Origin of the sequence: Planococcus sp. FY231025 (assembly GCF_052078085.1) — a bacterium.
Classification (GTDB): domain Bacteria; phylum Bacillota; class Bacilli; order Bacillales_A; family Planococcaceae; genus Planococcus.
This window is the reverse complement of record NZ_JBQJJG010000005.1, coordinates 1-15119: the sequence shown is the minus strand read 5'-3', so window position 1 is coordinate 15119 and position 15119 is coordinate 1. Positions and strand designations below refer to the sequence as shown.

The following is a 15119-nucleotide window of genomic DNA, read 5'->3' as shown; positions in this document are numbered from 1 at the left end:
TTATTAGTAAGCTCTTATGCTTTATTTATACCTCTCCGGCTCTTACAATAAACATAACGACATTTCTAGCGAAAGAAGATGACCCCCTTTGAAAACCTTATTGCTGAAGATTTTCCGCTTTTACCAGCGGTTCATCTCTCCATTGTCCCCTCCGAGCTGCCGGTTTTACCCGACATGTTCCCATTACGGGATCGAGGCGGTCGAGAAGCACGGAGCACTCAAAGGCGGCTATCTGGCCGTCCGGCGGATCTTGAGCTGCCACCCGTTCAATAAAGGCGGAATCGATTTTGTCCCTGAAGAATGGCCACCAAAAAAATAATTTGGTGGTTTTTCTTGTGTTTTGAAACGTTATCCTGTAATATTCTTTGAGTACACAAAACGTAATCGTTACTATTTGGAGGTTAATCAATGAAAAAGCTTATAGCACTTTTATCTTCGGTTTTACTGCTGGCTGCTTGCGGCGAGCCGGCAATCGACAACGGGGCCGAAACGGAACCTGTCGATGAGTCGAAACTTCAGGTTTACACAACCGTCTATCCCCTCACGTATTTCACGGAACGGATCGGCGGCGAACACGTCCAAGTCCAGTCGATCTATCCGGCTGGCGCGAACGAACATACCTTCGAACCGACCCAGCAGGATATGATCAAGTTGGCGGAAGCGGATCTTATGTTTTATGTCGGCCTCGGACTTGAAGGCTTTATCGGCAAAGCGGAAAGCACCTTGAAAGATGAAAAGGTGGAATTTGTTGCAGCTGCTGACGCCATTTCCGACGAAGAACTGGAATCTGCCGGCGAGCCGCATGAGGAAGATGCACATGAAGAGGAAGCTCATGAGGACGAAGCCCACGTAGAAGAAGCTACTGAAGAAGAAGGGCACGATGGGCATGACCACGGAACGGTCGATCCCCATGTCTGGATGTCCCCGGTGCTTAGCCAGAATCTTGCTGAATCGATCAAGAATAATCTCGCTGAAGCAGATCCGGAAAACTCCGAAGCCTACGAGAGCAATTACGCCCAGCTGATCATCGAGCTTGAGGAACTGGACCGGTCGTTTGAAGAATTGTCCGAGCGCGTCGACAATAAAACTTTCTTTGTATCGCATTCGGCTTTCGGCTATATTGCAGAGCCCTACGGTTTTGAGCAAGTTGCCGTAGCCGGCCTTAATAGCCAGGACGAGCCTTCCCAGAAGGAGCTCGCAGAAATTGTCGACTTGGCAAAGGAAAAGGAAATTCAATACATTGTCTTCGAACAAAATGTCTCTTCCAACCTGACCGAGGTCATCCAGAATGAAGTCGGCGCAGAATCGATCCAAATGCACAATTTGGGTGTTTTAACGCAGGAAAACATCGATAACGAAGAAACCTATTTCACCCTTATGGAAAAGAACTTGCAAGTACTTGAAACGGTATTGAAATAAGAAATGCGCGCCGGAATTCCTTTCCGGCGCGCATTTTTCATTCCGTCAATTTCACTAGCTTTTTTTCCAGCCAGTCCTGCCATTCAGGCGCCAATGCTTCAGCTTCAAGCACCCGCCGGATGGCTTCGGCATTGCGGGATTGATGAAAATTCACATCATTGGCATACAGCACGGATACTTCTCCTTTTCCGCGCTCGACAAGCCGAATCTCCGAATCCCTGCGGATCGTCCCTTCTTCAATGACACGGCACATATAGCCGGTAAAACCGGTTTTCACCATTGCTTTCATCAATGGCGCCATATCCATCCGCCGGTCAATGGTATGGCAAGGAACACGTCCCTGCGTCACTTGGATCACCGCTTCTCCTATTTGAAAAACATCGCCAATAAAAACATCCGCTTCGACCATCTGAGTGACTGTCAGATTTTCGCCGAATGCCGAAGCGGGAAGGCGCTGGACGAATTGCTCTTCCCATAACGAGTAATGTTCGAACGGATAGATGCATACTGCCCGATCCCTTCCACCGTGGTGTTTCTTGTCGGCCACGCCATCGCCTTCGAAGCTCTCTGTGGATAGATAGGCTTCAGCGACAGTCTGTTTCCGGATCGCGGTCAGCATTTCACGGCCCTCTCCATAGACCATTTTCTCCGGCAAGCCGACAGCAAAATTCATGATCCTTGCTCCTTCAAATTCCCCCATGCTAATCGCCTCTCCTCTGAATCTGTTATCTTATTTTAACACAGGCTGGAACTCTTGAAGCTTCATTGTCCGCTCCAATGCCGCTTCCTGGTTCAACCCGGTTCCCGGTTGATGCAGCCCTCACAGATAAACTTTCCCTCGTTATGCAGATACGCTTTTATTTCTGTGAATCCCTTCTTCTTTGGATATCGCATCTGCACGTATACCATCTCTTCCGGATAGACCTCTTTGCCGCAGCGGCTGCATGATGGTTTTTCTGGCCACATAATCCTCGCCCCTTTTCTAGTCACTTAAGATGTCTTTCAAAAACTTCTCCCGGTGGTCGAGAAAATATTTGGTGATTTTAAAGTGGTCTGTTTCTTCATAGCCGATTTCTTCGATCGGGCCGTCGGTGAAGTGGAGAATCTGTGCGCCCGGATACCCTAGAAGAATCGGCGAGTGGGTGGCTATGATAAACTGGCAGCCTTCCTCTTCTGCCAAATCATGCAAAATGCGAAGGAACGCCAACTGCCGCTGCGGCGATAAAGCCGCTTCCGGTTCATCCAGCAGATACAGCGCCTGTCCTCTGAAACGGTTCTGGAACAGCGAAAAGAACGATTCGCCGTGCGATTGTTCATGGAGAGAGCGTCCTCCATAGCTTGCATAGGCACCGGGATTTTCTTCCTCCAATTGATCGATATGCGTCGCAAAGTGGTAAAAGGATTCCGCCCGCATAAAAAAGCCGTTTGTGATTTTCGGCATCCACGACAACCGGATGGAGTCCGCCAAAGAAGCGCCGGACGCATGAACTTCATATGTATTATTCCTTCCGCCGCCCGCCGGATGGAAGCCGCATCGATCGGCAATCGCTTCCAGCAGCGTTGATTTTCCTGATCCGTTTTCCCCGACGAAAAACACAACAGGACTTGCCAAATCGATTTTTTCAAGATGGCGGATAGCCGGAATCGTATATGGATATTGTTCCATTGCCGCTCCGTTATCCCGCAGCAAACTGATCCTCTTCAAGAACATCGCGCTCACACTCCCGTCTCCTATTTCGTTGTCCGTCCTGTGGACGCTTCCGCGTTATCTCCCTGCCTTCATCCGCCTGACTTCTTCTTCCAAGGCTGCCACCCGCTGTTCCAAGCCCCTTTCCGGTTTGCTGCGCTTAGCCAATAAATAGAATCCGAAACCGATCCCTATTGCTAGGGCGGCCATCAACAGGATCGGCGAAAGTGCAATCAATACATTCATAGCCATTCCTCCTTTTTCTCGTTTTATTTCTTCTTATTGTATACGATGCAGCTGGCAATCGGTTCCACATCCTGAAATCGTCTATAGATTTTCCGATAAAAAAAGCACCGCCGCAGCGATGCTAAAAAACCAACGGATTTTATTGCAGCGGACCGTTTTCAAAGTGGACTTCATAGCCGATGCCGGCCCGTCCGCTCAATTCTACACGGCCATTTTCAACCTTTATTTCCGGTTCAATGATATCCCGTTCCCAGAAATGGCGTGAATCCGAAAAGTCACCGGGCAATGTGATTCCCGGCAAGGAAGCAAGAGCCAGATTATGCGCTTTGGAGACCCCGAATTCAATCATGCCTCCGACCCACATGCCAATGGCGTGGCGTCTGCACAGTTCCATCGTCTTCAGCGTTTCGCTCCAGCCGCCGAGCCGTCCCATCTTCAATACCACCACATCACCGGCTCTTTCATCGATCATCCGCTGGACATCGTCGCTGCTCTTGATGCTTTCATCCAAGCAAATCGGTGTCTTCATTTCCTTTTTTGCCCGTGCATGAAGCTTCCATTCCTGTTCGCCGAAAGGCTGCTCAATCAAGGAAAATCCAGCCCGGTCCAATTCCAGCAGATCTCCGAAGCTCGCTTCATCAAATGCACCGTTGGCATCCGCAAAAAAGAGCAGCTGCGGATGGTCTGCCACTACTTTTTTCAGCAGCCCGATTTCCGATGCTGGACTGACTTTGATCTTGATGCGCCGGTATCCGTTCAACGCAGCTTCTGCCACCGCTCCGCCAATCTCCGCTTTATCCGCCGCCACAACCACTCCGGCAGGCACCGCTTGCGGCGATCCGCCCAATAATTGCCATAGCGGCATGTTTTGGCGTTTCGCATACAGATCCCATACGGCCGTCTCGACCGCCGCTTTTGCCATGCGGTTGCCTTTTACGGCTTTGAAAAGCTCCCATACTTCCGCCGGATGGTTGAGCGTCCGGTCCATCAAGAGAGGAACCAGCACCGTTTCAATCACAAACCGGCAGCTGGCGACTGTTTCTTCCGTATACCAAGGCGTTGTAAACGCCACGCATTCCCCGTATCCTTTCATTCCGCTCGCATCAGCCACTTCTACCAACAAGCTTTCACGCTCGGTCACGGTCTGCAGAGACGTCTTGAACGGTGTTCTTAGCGGCATTTCAATCCGCTCTAACCGGATTGAAGCAATTACAAATCCCATGTTTTCAGCTCCCTGCGCAGGAGCTTGTTCGAAGCATTCCGCGGCAGCGCATCAACAAACCGCAGGTGTTTCGGCACTTTATACGAAGCGATTTGTTCTCTGCAGTGAGCAAGCAGCTCATCTGCCTTTGCAGGTGCGTTCAGGACAACAAAAGCGACCGGCACTTCCCCCCATTCGTCGCTCTGCATTCCGCAGACGCCCGCTTCCCGAACAGCCGGGTGCGCCAGCAAGGTTTTCTCGATTTCTGCCGGATAGATGTTCTCCCCTCCGGAGACGATCAAATCCGAACGGCGGTCGACGACGAATAAAAACCCTTCTTCATCAAGATAACCCATGTCGCCCGTATGCAGCCAGCCCTCCTGCCGGACTTCGCGGTCCGCGAATTTCCCGATATAGCCGGGCGTCACTTGCGGGCCGCGGATCTGGATTTCACCGATGTCCCCGGCTTTCTCCACATCTCCGATCCGCACTTGGTAAAGGAACAGCGGCTTGCCGGAAGAGCCGGCTTTGCGGTCTGCATCATCCGGCTGCAAGGTTGTCGTCTGGGAGGAAGTTTCCGTCATCCCGTAAGTCTGGAGCACCGACATGCCATAGCTCCCTGCACGGTGAATGTAGTTCGTGGGAATCGGGCCGCCCCCGGCGAGCATCACTTTAAAGCGCGGCGACACTTCCAGATCCAACTCCTTCAATGCGGCCAAGATGCGTTCGAGTGTCACGCCAACCACCGACATGTGCGTGACACGCCCTGACTGCAGTTCATAAGCGCATTGTTCCGCATCGAATTTCGGATGCAGCCGGACACCCATTCCGTAAATGAGCGAGCGCATCAAAATCGAAAAGCCACTGATGTGGAAAAGCGGGACCGCACACAGCCAGACATCATCGGGTGCGATGCCGATGTTCAGCGCAGAAGAAACGGCACTGGAAAAATGGTTTTCCGCTGTTTGGCGCACGCCTTTCGGATTGCCGGTCGTACCCGATGTGTACATGATGGAAATCGTTCGGTCGGAATGCCATTCAGGTTCCGGCGTGAATGGCATCCTTTCCTTTTTGTCGATTTCACTGAAGAGCATTTTTCGCGGGCTGCTGATTTTATCCGTCAGCGCATCGTCGACAAACGCAAAATCCGCTCCCGAATCCTCCAGCTGATAGGCAAGCTCCGCTTTCGACAAGCGTTCATTGAGCATAACCATCTCACAGCCGGCATGGAGGCAGGCATACATCAGCACGACGAAACGGGGATGTGATTTTGACAGAAAAGCCACGCGGCTGTCTTTCGTCACCCCTGCTGCCCTAAGCTTGCCCGCATACTCCAATGCCATGCCATCCAGTTCTGCAAACGTCCATTGCTTATCCCCAAACGACAGCGCCATCCGGCTGCCGTTCAAGTAGGCGCGCTGGGAGAGCCAATTCGGATACATCATAAGAAAAATCCTTTCTTTAAAAAAAGCTGTCCCCGGGAGGACAGCTTTCAATTATTAAGAATCAAGGGAAACGCGGGAATTGGCCGAAATCAGGCTTGCGTTTTTCTTTGAACGCATCGCGTCCTTCTTTCGCTTCATCCGTTGTGTAGTAAAGCAATGTTGCGTCTCCAGCCATTTGCTGAAGTCCGGCAAGGCCGTCTGTGTCCGCATTCATTGCCGCTTTCACAAAGCGCAATGCTGTCGGGCTCATTTCAAGCATCTCTTCACACCATTTGACGGTCTCGTCTTCCAATTGGTCCAAAGGCACAACTGTGTTGACCAAGCCCATATCAAGCGCTTCCTGAGCGTCGTACTGGCGGCATAGGTACCAGATTTCACGGGCTTTCTTATGGCCGATGATGCGTGCCAAGTAGCCTGAACCGTATCCGGCGTCAAACGAGCCGACGCGCGGGCCTGTTTGGCCGAAGCGTGCATTGTCAGCAGCAATCGTCAAATCGCAAACTACGTGCAGGACGTGTCCGCCGCCAATTGCGTATCCAGCCACCATCGCAACAACCGGTTTCGGGATAACGCGGATCAAGCGCTGAAGATCCAATACATTCAAACGTGGAATCTCGTCTTCGCCTACGTATCCGCCGTGGCCGCGCACCGATTGGTCGCCGCCTGAGCAGAATGCTTTTTCGCCTTCGCCTGTAAGAACGATGACGCCTACTTTCGAATCGTCCCGTGCGCGTGAAAACGCATCGATCAATTCGTGGACCGTTTTCGGACGGAACGCATTGCGCACCTCCGGACGGTTGATGGTAACTTTGGCAATGCCGTTATACGTTTCATACTTGATGTCTTCATATGTACGTTCTGTAACCCATTCGCGTGTCATGATTTTCCTCCTCGATAATATGAACTTAAATACTCCTTTACCATTGTAGCAAATTCAGCAGGTTTTTCCACGTGAATTGCATGGCCTGCTTGTATTACACGATGTTCAGCATTCGGCAGCCGCTCCGCCATGCGTTCAGCGATGGCGCAAAACTTCTCATCAAGGCTGCCTGTTACCAGCAGGACCGGGAAATCGAGCCTCGCAAGATCTTCCCAATACGATGCTTGTGACCCGGTCCCCATACCGATGAGGCTGTTTGCAAGCCCGAGCGGCTTTTGCTGGAGGCGTTCAGCGCGGATCATTTTCCGCTTCGCATCGGAAAGCATCTTTTGGCTGTCAAACAGCGGAATCTTTTCCCAGAAATCAACAAACTCCAGTACACCGTCAGCCAAAATGCGTTCTGCCAGTTTTTCATCCCGTACGCGGCGTTCCTGCTGTTCCGCGGCATTCTTGAGTCCGGGTGATGCACTTTCCAGTATCAGCACTTCCACTCTTCCAGGATAGGTACAGGCATAAGCAAGCGCTGTTCGCCCTCCCATCGAATAGCCGGCCAGCACAAAACGGGATAATTCCAGCTCTTCGAACAGACTGTCGAGATCCCGGATCTGCATTTCCATCGAATAACGGCCGGCCCCTTCCGGACTTCCGGATTGGCCATGCCCAATCAAATCCACCAGGACGATTTTATATTCCTGGAATTCCGCTGCAACCCTGCGCCAAGTTTCAGTGCTCCCTGTAAATCCATGGAGAAGGACCATCGTTTTGGTTTTTTCCGGATTCAGCACTTCCACATGGTATTTGACACCATTGATTTCACGTTCCATTATTTCCCCAGCTCCTCGTTTAGCCGATTCCATAATTTGCGGTGCGTGGCGGTATTATGCGCGCGGTCAGTAAACACTTCAATAATTCTCACCGGTTGTTGCTTCGGTTGGCGAAGCGCTTCCGCCAATTCTTCTTTCGTTGCGGCTGCACTGTATTCAGCACCATACATACGGGCAGCATCTTCGAATTTCAAGCCGGTCGGCGTCCCGAAGAGCGCTTCAAAATGGCGTTCTTCCTCTGACTGCGGCAAATAGGAAAAGATGCCGCCGCCGTCATTGTTCATGACCACTACTGTCAAATCGGTGTCCTGCATTTTCGAAGCAATCAACCCGTTCATGTCATGCAGAAACGACAGATCTCCGATCAGCAGGTAAGTCGGACGCTTGGCTGCCGCCTGTACACCGAACGCCGTTGAAACGACGCCGTCGATGCCGTTTGCGCCGCGGTTCGCAAAGATTCTGATATCTCTGCCGGTCGTTCGGAAAAATGTATCCGTATCACGGATCGGCATGCTGCTTCCCACCACTAGATGGCAGCCGTCCAATTCATCAAACAGCACTTTTGCCAGAACCCCTTCATCCACTTCTTCCGCACAATGCTCTTCAGCCAGCTGCCAGAACAAGCCGGATGCTTTCTGCCACACAGCGGCATAGGCATTGCCGTCTTTCGGAGCCACCGGCACTTGCCACAGGCACGCGGCCGGAGCCTGGATATGATGTGTGACGACAGATTGCGCATCGCGCAGCATCGGGCTTTCATCAAACGCCACGTAGGCTGCAGGCTTGGCTGAAGCCAGGAACAGCGCCAAGGGTTTTGAAACCGGCTGCGGACCGAAACGAATGACCGCTTCCGGCATAGCAGAACGTTTGAACCACTCGTTCTTCAGCAAGGCATCGTAGGAATCAATGATCAAATGCTGATGCTTTGGCTCTACATTCGCCCGCAGGTTTGAAAGCGGGTCGGCCAGGATCGGCCACTGCAGTTTCTCGGCAAATGCCCAAAACTCGGGCGGCGCCGGAGACGCCATCTCCCCGGCAATCAGCAACCCTTTATCTTTTTCCAATAAACCCTGTAGAAATGCTTCTGTCTCTTCATCGAGCACCGTCCGGCCCGTGAAATGGGCCATTTCTCCGCGCGTCGTGTAGGTTTGCTCAAAATCGATGCGGAGCGGTTCCCGGAACGGGACATTCAAGTGGACAGGCCCTTTCGGTTCGGTCTTGGCAGAAGCCACAGAGCGATGCAGATGGCGAGAAAGGAAGTCCAGCCGGTTGTCTTCTTCAGGCATCGGCAAATCTGCCGCCCATTTCACATGGGACCCGAATAAATTGATTTGATTGATCGCTTGGGGAGCCCCGACTTCCCGCAGCTCATGCGGCCGGTCGGCGGTGACCACCAACAACGGCACACGCGCATAAAAAGCCTCGACAACGGCAGGGAAATAATTGGCAGCTGCTGTTCCTGATGTGCAAAGGAGCATCACAGGATTCCCGGACACTTTTGCCAATCCGAGCGCAAAATATGCGGCCGAACGCTCATCAATCTGCCGGTAGACTTCGAGCCCGTCCTGCTTCATGCAGGCATATGCCAGCGGCGTCGAACGGGAGCCCGGGCTGATAACCACTTGTTCCACACCAAGATGGACAAGCGAATGGGTAAAAGCTGATACATATTCCGTTAAGATTTCACGATTCGTCACTCAATTGCCCTCCAAGCGCACGCAGCATGGGTCTGAATTTCACCCAGGTTTCGTCGTATTCCGCTTCTGGCGTCGAATCTTCCACAATGCCTCCGCCTGCATACAAATATGCTTCTGTTTCATGAAGAAGCGCAGAACGGATAGCGACTGCAAATTCTCCGTTGCCTTTTGCATCAATCCAGCCGACCGGTGCAGCGTAATAGCCGCGGTTCATCGTTTCGTATTGGCGGATTAAACTCATCGCTTCCTGCTTCGGTTCGCCGCCTAGTGCTGGTGTCGGATGCAAATCGCGCACCAAATCCAAAAGCGTGGAGCCTGGCATTAATTCGCCTTCCACCGGCGTGTATAAATGCTGGATGTCCCGTATCTTCATCAATTTCGGTGTTTTGGGCACAGACACCTGAGTTGAATGCGCGCCGAACACTTTGCTGATCATGCTGACCACGTATTGATGTTCCGACCGGTTCTTTTTATCGCTCAGCAATTCCTCGCCCAGCTGGGTGTCCCGCTCGACCGTCCATCCCCGGGGGATTGATCCGGCCAAGCACGTGGACAACGCTTGGCGGTCTTTGACTTTTACAAGGCGTTCGGGAGTCGCACCGAAAAAGAACTGGTTCCCTGCCTCCAAGCCGAACAGAAAGCTTTCCGGCTGTTCTTCAGACGCCTGGTAAAGTGCGGAAGCAGCTGACAGCGGTTTTGCAAAGTCCAGTTTCAAAGCACGTGAAATGACCACTTTCTCGGCCTGTTTCGCTTTAATGACGTCCGTAACTTTCTGGATGGATGACAAGTAATCGTCTTTTTTGATTTCCGTACGCTTGATCACCAACGGCTTTTCATATTTCTTCAATTCGGAAACCTGGGCGGCGTGGATCAACCGGTCCCGCTCTTTACGCAGCGCTTCAAAATCATTGAAGGTTTCCGTCTTCTTCGTTACCAGATGGATGCTGACATATGCTCGGTCATCCTTGATCACCAGCTGGAACGACGGAACCGCAAAATAAGCCTCGGGAAAATTCGTCCAGACACTTTGAGTTCTATTCAATGGATCGAATGAAAAACCACCGAATAAGATCGGCTGGACATCCGGTTCTTCATTGACAATTTGACGGCACAAGCTTTGCCACTCGCTTTTCACTTCTTCAAACCGGCCGTGCGGATTAAGCGCTTCTAGGACATGCGCATGTCCTAGACCAACCATGGTGAATGTCTTTTCGCGGTTTTGCCAAAACATCCGCTTGCCTTTATGCTGTTTTTCTCCCGCTTCAAAAAAGGCCAAGGCCGACATGCGGGAAACTTCGATTGTTTCTGTATAAAATTGGTATTTCAAATAGCGGGTATCCGCTATTTTGCTGGTCGATGAATACTGCTGTGGATTCATCTTTTTCCCTCCGTTTTTCTAAAGATGCGCCTACCGGGCGCAGCCTGTTTCACTTTTGAGTCTCTACCCTCTATCATACCCCTTTCTGCTAAAATCAGCACAACATATGCTGTATTTCCTTTCAAATTGCAGTACAATGTAGGTTGGAATGAATTAAAGGAGAGGTAAAAATGGCACATACATTACAAGCAGACAGCGGCTGGCGAGTATGGTGGCAATTGACCCGCCCCCATACATTGACCGCTTCATTCGCTCCTGTCTTTCTAGGAACGATGATTGCGCTCGGCCATACAGCTATCAACTGGAGCCTTTTTTCAGCGATGTTGATTGCCAGCCTGTTGATCCAAGCTGCTACCAATATGTTCAATGAATATTATGATTTTGCACGCGGGCTCGATAACGAGAATTCAGTCGGGATTGGCGGTGCCATCGTACGGAACGGTGTCACTCCTAAAACCGTTCTGACACTTGCGCTTGTGCTTTACGGCATTGCCGGAGCGATCGGCATCTGGATCTGCGCCCAGACAAGCTGGTGGCTGCTCGTTGTCGGCGGTGCGGCCATGGCGATCGGCTACTTGTATACAGGCGGCCCATACCCGATCGCTTACACGCCATTCGGTGAATTGTTCTCAGGTGTCGTCATGGGCTTCTTGATCGTCATCATCGCTTTCTATATCCAAACGGGCGAAGTGACAGTAGACGCGGCCATGCTTGCCGTTCCCAGCACATTGCTAGTTGCAGCAATCATGATGACGAACAATATCAGGGATATGGTAGGAGATGCAGCAAGCGGCCGGCGTACACTTGCCATCCTGGTCGGACGCAGCAAGGCAGTCACCATCCTGCTCGCTTTCTTTGCACTATCTTACGGTTGGATTTTGCTGTTAGTGCTCTTCGCTTCCCTGACCCCATGGGCGTTACTGGTCTTCTTAAGCGCTCCCAAAGCGATACAGGTGGTCAAAACGTTTAAACGTTATACGGAACCCCTTCAGGTCATGCCCGCTATGAAAGCAACTGGGGTAACCAATACCTTATTCGCATTCCTGCTCGGAATCGGCCTGCTCATCCATTATTTGCTTGCCTAGACTATTATTCTGGGAGTTTCATTCAAAACTTTATGGACCTTTTACAGGCTCTGCAAATTGCAGAGCCTTTTTTTATTGAATGCGGGTTTTCCCAATCTATCGATAGAAAGAAAAAAAGCGTAATATCGGCGTATTCGAATTCTCATTGACCTTCATTTTTTTAAGCGGTACCCTATATAGAAAGATAAGACGATGAACGAGGTGAATATTATAAAACCGATACTTATTGGAATAGCAGCTGCGTTCTTTTTTGCATTCACATTTGTTTTGAATGCCAGCATGGAAGCGACTGGAGGCAGCTGGATCTGGAGTGCTTCCTTGCGCTACCTATTTATGATCCCGTTTTTACTGCTGATCGTTGCAGCCAGGAAGAACCTTCAGCCGCTCCTGCAGGAAATGAAAAAGGCCCCAAAACAATGGCTGCTTTGGAGCTTTGTCGGATTCGGATTGTTTTATGCCCCACTTTGTTTCGCTGCAGCCTATTCACCCGGGTGGCTGATTGCCGGAACTTGGCAGATCACCATCATTTCCGGTTCTCTGTTGGCGCCTTTCTTTCTTACAACCGTCTATACCAAGAATGGTCCACTGATGGAAAGGGGAAAAATCCCTTATAGAAACATGCTCATGTCTTCAATCGTTTTGCTTGGAGTATTGCTGCTTCAGATGGAACATGCTCGGGATATATCATTAGGAGTGTTTCTACTGGGGTTCATCCCTGTGTTGCTCGCTTCTTTTGCCTATCCTTTAGGGAATCGCAAAATGATGGCGCTTTGCAGCGGCCGTCTGGATGCTTATCAAAGAGTGCTCGGCATGACCTTGGCTAGCCTGCCATTTTGGCTGTTGCTGTCTTTGTATGGCCTTTTCACAGAAGGAGCACCAAGCGCCTCGCAGACTTGGCAGTCCCTTCTAGTAGCCGTAAGTTCGGGAGTCATCGCCACTGTCCTCTTTTTTCAAGCGACTGATTATGTCCGCAACGATCTGAAAAAGCTAGCTTCCGTTGAAGCTACTCAATCCATGGAAGTAATTTTTGCATTGGCAGGAGAAATTCTATTTCTTTCTGTTGCCTTCCCTTCTCCGCTCTCCTGGATCGGAATTTTGACTGTGGTTGGCGGAATGATTCTCCACAGCATAGCTTCCAATCGTCCGGATCCCAATACTGTAAAAATGATGTCGAACCCATAAAAGCAGCCGCCCTTTAAAAGAGTGGCTGCTTTTTTAAGTAGATATTAATTTTTACATAGAAAAAGAGCCTCGCATAAATGCGAGACTCTTTTCATTATGACCCCTACGGGATTCGAACCCGTGTTACCGCCGTGAAAGGGCGGTGTCTTAACCGCTTGACCAAGGGGCCAAATACTGGCGGAGAAGGAGGGATTTGAACCCTCGCGCCGGTTTCCCGACCTACACCCTTAGCAGGGGCGCCTCTTCAGCCACTTGAGTACTTCCCCAGTATGGCTCCGAAGGTAGGACTCGAACCTACGACCATCGCATTAACAGTGCGGTGCTCTACCACTGAGCTACTTCGGAATGGTGGGCCTAAATGGACTCGAACCATCGACCTCACGCTTATCAGGCGTGCGCTCTAACCAGCTGAGCTATAGGCCCATATGTATAGAAAATAAAATGGAGCGGGTGAAGAGAATCGAACTCTCATCATCAGCTTGGAAGGCTGAGGTTTTACCACTAAACTACACCCGCAAAAAATGGTGGGTCAGGACGGAATCGAACCGCCGACACTTAGAGCTTCAATCTAATGCTCTACCAACTGAGCTACTGACCCACATTTTTAAAAAATGGCGGTCCCGACCGGGATCGAACCGGCGATCTCCTGCGTGACAGGCAGGCATGTTAACCGCTACACCACGGGACCATTTGGTTGCGGGGGCAGGATTTGAACCTGCGACCTTTGGGTTATGAGCCCAACGAGCTACCGAACTGCTCCACCCCGCGACAATAATATAGGTGATACTTTGCTTCTCTTACGCTTGTTTCGCAATGGACATCTGCATCGCCTTCGGCTGCTTCGATGTTACTTCGCCGTCTTCATACGGCTCGTTGCTCCACCCCGCGACAATAATATAAGAGTTTCTTCTATTATATATAGAAGTTTTAAAAAGGATAGTCCACACATTTTTTAAAAATGGAGGAGGAAGAGGGATTCGAACCCCCGCGGGATTTGACTCCCCTGTCGGTTTTCAAGACCGATCCCTTCAGCCAAACTTGGGTATTCCTCCGTGATAATATATAAATGGTGGACCTTGCAGGACTCGAACCTGCGACCGGACGGTTATGAGCCGTCTGCTCTAACCAACTGAGCTAAAGGTCCTAAAAAAGTGGCGGCAGAGGGGATCGAACCCCCGACCTTACGGGTATGAACCGTACGCTCTAGCCAGCTGAGCTACGCCGCCAGGATCTTTAATATAATAGTTGGTGGAGCCTAGCGGGATCGAACCGCTGACCTCCTGCGTGCAAGGCAGGCGCTCTCCCAGCTGAGCTAAGGCCCCGAGAAATGGTCGGGAAGACAGGATTCGAACCTGCGACCCCTTGGTCCCAAACCAAGTGCTCTACCAAGCTGAGCTACTTCCCGAACTGTAAATGCTGAGTATAAAAGATGGCGCGCCCGAGAGGACTCGAACCTCTAACCGCTTGATTCGTAGTCAAGTACTCTATCCAATTGAGCTACGGGCGCGTATGAATTTTTGCAAGAATGGTGCCGAGGACCGGAATCGAACCGGTACGGTAGTCACCTACCGCAGGATTTTAAGTCCTGTGCGTCTGCCAGTTCCGCCACCCCGGCGAGGGTCGGCATCTGTGCAAAAAAAATGGAGCGGAAGACGGGGGTCGAACCCGCGACCTCCACCTTGGCAAGGTGGCGTTCTACCACTGAACTACTTCCGCAAAAAATGGTGCGGGTGAAGGGAGTCGAACCCCCACGCCCGAAGGCGCTAGATCCTAAGTCTAGTGCGTCTGCCAGTTCCGCCACACCCGCGTGGCAATGAAATTGTAAAATGGTGAGCCATGAAGGATTCGAACCTTCGACCCTCTGATTAAAAGTCAGATGCTCTACCAACTGAGCTAATGGCTCGTAAGAGAAGTGGTGCCGGAGAAAGGACTTGAACCCTCAACCTACTGATTACAAGTCAGTTGCTCTACCAGTTGAGCTACTCCGGCGAAAGAGAAAAAATGGTGGAGGATGACGGGATCGAACCGCCGACCCTCTGCTTGTAAGGCAGATGCTCTCCCAGCTGAGCTAATCC

Annotated in this window: 13 protein-coding genes and 19 tRNA genes; 4 read left to right on the top strand and 28 right to left on the bottom strand. The window is 51.1% G+C overall.

Annotated features, from left to right (window positions below):
* Positions 1-88: 88 nt before the first annotated feature.
* Complete coding sequence (gene yidD / locus ACTL32_RS06475; RefSeq protein WP_204890173.1) at positions 89-319, top strand: membrane protein insertion efficiency factor YidD; 231 nt, start codon at positions 89-91, stop codon at positions 317-319.
* 89 nt (positions 320-408) lie between these two features.
* A complete protein-coding gene (locus ACTL32_RS06470; RefSeq protein WP_441340702.1) occupies positions 409-1419 on the top strand; it encodes a metal ABC transporter solute-binding protein, Zn/Mn family in 1011 nt (336 codons plus the stop codon).
* A gap of 37 nt (positions 1420-1456) precedes the next feature.
* On the opposite strand, the gene ACTL32_RS06465 is transcribed toward ACTL32_RS06470, so the two are convergent.
* The 9 genes from ACTL32_RS06465 to ACTL32_RS06425 form a co-directional block, all read right to left on the bottom strand.
* On the bottom strand, positions 1457-2119 hold the full coding sequence (locus ACTL32_RS06465) for an MOSC domain-containing protein (protein WP_441340701.1): 663 nt from the start codon (positions 2117-2119) through the stop codon (positions 1457-1459).
* Between the two features lie 282 nt (positions 2120-2401).
* Positions 2402-3130 (bottom strand): AAA family ATPase, encoded by a 729-nt coding sequence (locus tag ACTL32_RS06460; protein WP_441341191.1) that lies wholly within the window; start codon positions 3128-3130, stop codon positions 2402-2404.
* Between the two features lie 54 nt (positions 3131-3184).
* Positions 3185-3352, bottom strand: coding sequence for a hypothetical protein (locus ACTL32_RS06455; protein ID WP_441340700.1), 168 nt, complete (start codon positions 3350-3352; stop codon positions 3185-3187).
* A gap of 139 nt (positions 3353-3491) precedes the next feature.
* The gene (gene menC, locus ACTL32_RS06450; protein WP_441340699.1) at positions 3492-4574 is read right to left on the bottom strand and encodes an o-succinylbenzoate synthase; all 1083 of its coding nucleotides are present in this window, start codon (positions 4572-4574) and stop codon (positions 3492-3494) included.
* Positions 4562-5998, bottom strand: coding sequence for an o-succinylbenzoate--CoA ligase (locus ACTL32_RS06445; protein WP_441340698.1), 1437 nt, complete (start codon positions 5996-5998; stop codon positions 4562-4564). The genes menC and ACTL32_RS06445 overlap by 13 nt, the downstream gene beginning before the upstream one ends.
* Before the next feature lie 61 nt (positions 5999-6059).
* On the bottom strand, positions 6060-6878 hold the full coding sequence (menB, locus tag ACTL32_RS06440; protein WP_204890165.1) for a 1,4-dihydroxy-2-naphthoyl-CoA synthase: 819 nt from the start codon (positions 6876-6878) through the stop codon (positions 6060-6062).
* Complete coding sequence (gene menH, locus ACTL32_RS06435) at positions 6875-7702, bottom strand: 2-succinyl-6-hydroxy-2,4-cyclohexadiene-1-carboxylate synthase (protein ID WP_441340697.1); 828 nt, start codon at positions 7700-7702, stop codon at positions 6875-6877. The genes menB and menH overlap by 4 nt, the downstream gene beginning before the upstream one ends.
* Complete coding sequence (gene menD / locus ACTL32_RS06430) at positions 7702-9399, bottom strand: 2-succinyl-5-enolpyruvyl-6-hydroxy-3-cyclohexene-1-carboxylic-acid synthase (RefSeq protein ID WP_441340696.1); 1698 nt, start codon at positions 9397-9399, stop codon at positions 7702-7704. The genes menH and menD overlap by 1 nt, the downstream gene beginning before the upstream one ends.
* Positions 9386-10777, bottom strand: a complete 1392-nt coding sequence (locus tag ACTL32_RS06425) for an isochorismate synthase (protein ID WP_441340695.1) — start codon at positions 10775-10777, stop codon at positions 9386-9388. Before ACTL32_RS06425 ends, menD begins: the two co-directional genes overlap by 14 nt.
* Before the next feature lie 170 nt (positions 10778-10947).
* On the opposite strand from ACTL32_RS06425, the gene ACTL32_RS06420 reads away from it, so the two are divergent.
* Both ACTL32_RS06420 and ACTL32_RS06415 read left to right on the top strand, forming a co-directional pair.
* The gene (locus tag ACTL32_RS06420) at positions 10948-11862 is read left to right on the top strand and encodes a 1,4-dihydroxy-2-naphthoate polyprenyltransferase (protein WP_441340694.1); all 915 of its coding nucleotides are present in this window, start codon (positions 10948-10950) and stop codon (positions 11860-11862) included.
* A 210-nt stretch (positions 11863-12072) separates the two neighbouring features.
* Positions 12073-13044, top strand: coding sequence for a DMT family transporter (locus ACTL32_RS06415; RefSeq protein WP_441341190.1), 972 nt, complete (start codon positions 12073-12075; stop codon positions 13042-13044).
* Between the two features lie 97 nt (positions 13045-13141).
* Here ACTL32_RS06415 and ACTL32_RS06410 read toward each other — a convergent pair.
* The 19 genes from ACTL32_RS06410 to ACTL32_RS06320 all read right to left on the bottom strand — a co-directional run bounded on the left by ACTL32_RS06410 (position 13142) and on the right by ACTL32_RS06320 (position 15033).
* Positions 13142-13213: transfer RNA gene (locus ACTL32_RS06410), tRNA-Glu, on the bottom strand.
* Between the two features lie 6 nt (positions 13214-13219).
* Positions 13220-13310, bottom strand: a tRNA-Ser gene (locus ACTL32_RS06405).
* Positions 13311-13314: 4 nt separating this feature from the next.
* Positions 13315-13389, bottom strand: a tRNA-Asn gene (locus ACTL32_RS06400).
* Position 13390: 1 nt separating this feature from the next.
* Positions 13391-13467, bottom strand: a tRNA-Ile gene (locus ACTL32_RS06395).
* Between the two features lie 19 nt (positions 13468-13486).
* Positions 13487-13560: transfer RNA gene (locus ACTL32_RS06390), tRNA-Gly, on the bottom strand.
* 6 nt (positions 13561-13566) lie between these two features.
* A tRNA-Phe gene (locus ACTL32_RS06385) sits at positions 13567-13642 on the bottom strand.
* Between the two features lie 14 nt (positions 13643-13656).
* Positions 13657-13732: transfer RNA gene (locus ACTL32_RS06380), tRNA-Asp, on the bottom strand.
* Positions 13733-13735: 3 nt separating this feature from the next.
* A tRNA-Met gene (locus tag ACTL32_RS06375) sits at positions 13736-13812 on the bottom strand.
* A gap of 191 nt (positions 13813-14003) precedes the next feature.
* A tRNA-Ser gene (locus ACTL32_RS06370) sits at positions 14004-14096 on the bottom strand.
* A gap of 15 nt (positions 14097-14111) precedes the next feature.
* Positions 14112-14188 (bottom strand) — tRNA-Ile (locus tag ACTL32_RS06365).
* A gap of 8 nt (positions 14189-14196) precedes the next feature.
* Positions 14197-14270, bottom strand: a tRNA-Met gene (locus ACTL32_RS06360).
* 20 nt (positions 14271-14290) lie between these two features.
* Positions 14291-14366, bottom strand: a tRNA-Ala gene (locus ACTL32_RS06355).
* Between the two features lie 6 nt (positions 14367-14372).
* A tRNA-Pro gene (locus ACTL32_RS06350) sits at positions 14373-14449 on the bottom strand.
* 25 nt (positions 14450-14474) lie between these two features.
* A tRNA-Arg gene (locus ACTL32_RS06345) sits at positions 14475-14551 on the bottom strand.
* 19 nt (positions 14552-14570) lie between these two features.
* Positions 14571-14659, bottom strand: a tRNA-Leu gene (locus ACTL32_RS06340).
* Between the two features lie 26 nt (positions 14660-14685).
* Positions 14686-14760: transfer RNA gene (locus ACTL32_RS06335), tRNA-Gly, on the bottom strand.
* 6 nt (positions 14761-14766) lie between these two features.
* Positions 14767-14851, bottom strand: a tRNA-Leu gene (locus ACTL32_RS06330).
* Positions 14852-14871: 20 nt separating this feature from the next.
* Positions 14872-14947, bottom strand: a tRNA-Lys gene (locus tag ACTL32_RS06325).
* A gap of 10 nt (positions 14948-14957) precedes the next feature.
* Positions 14958-15033 (bottom strand) — tRNA-Thr (locus tag ACTL32_RS06320).
* Between the last annotated feature and the right edge of the window lie 86 nt (positions 15034-15119).

Excerpts from the sequence above, each read along its gene's own strand:
- ACTL32_RS06470 (WP_441340702.1), top strand. The coding sequence starts at position 409 with ATGAAAAAGCTTATAGCACTTTTATCTTCGGTTTTACTGCTGGCTGCT.
- ACTL32_RS06465 (WP_441340701.1), bottom strand. The coding sequence starts at position 2,119 with ATGGGGGAATTTGAAGGAGCAAGGATCATGAATTTTGCTGTCGGCTTG.
- ACTL32_RS06455 (WP_441340700.1), bottom strand. The coding sequence starts at position 3,352 with ATGAATGTATTGATTGCACTTTCGCCGATCCTGTTGATGGCCGCCCTA.
- ACTL32_RS06445 (WP_441340698.1), bottom strand. The coding sequence starts at position 5,998 with ATGATGTATCCGAATTGGCTCTCCCAGCGCGCCTACTTGAACGGCAGC.
- menC (WP_441340699.1), bottom strand. The coding sequence starts at position 4,574 with ATGGGATTTGTAATTGCTTCAATCCGGTTAGAGCGGATTGAAATGCCG.
- menH (WP_441340697.1), bottom strand. The coding sequence starts at position 7,702 with ATGGAACGTGAAATCAATGGTGTCAAATACCATGTGGAAGTGCTGAAT.
- menB (WP_204890165.1), bottom strand. The coding sequence starts at position 6,878 with ATGACACGCGAATGGGTTACAGAACGTACATATGAAGACATCAAGTAT.
- ACTL32_RS06420 (WP_441340694.1), top strand. The coding sequence starts at position 10,948 with ATGGCACATACATTACAAGCAGACAGCGGCTGGCGAGTATGGTGGCAA.
- ACTL32_RS06460 (WP_441341191.1), bottom strand. The coding sequence starts at position 3,130 with ATGTTCTTGAAGAGGATCAGTTTGCTGCGGGATAACGGAGCGGCAATG.
- ACTL32_RS06425 (WP_441340695.1), bottom strand. The coding sequence starts at position 10,777 with ATGAATCCACAGCAGTATTCATCGACCAGCAAAATAGCGGATACCCGC.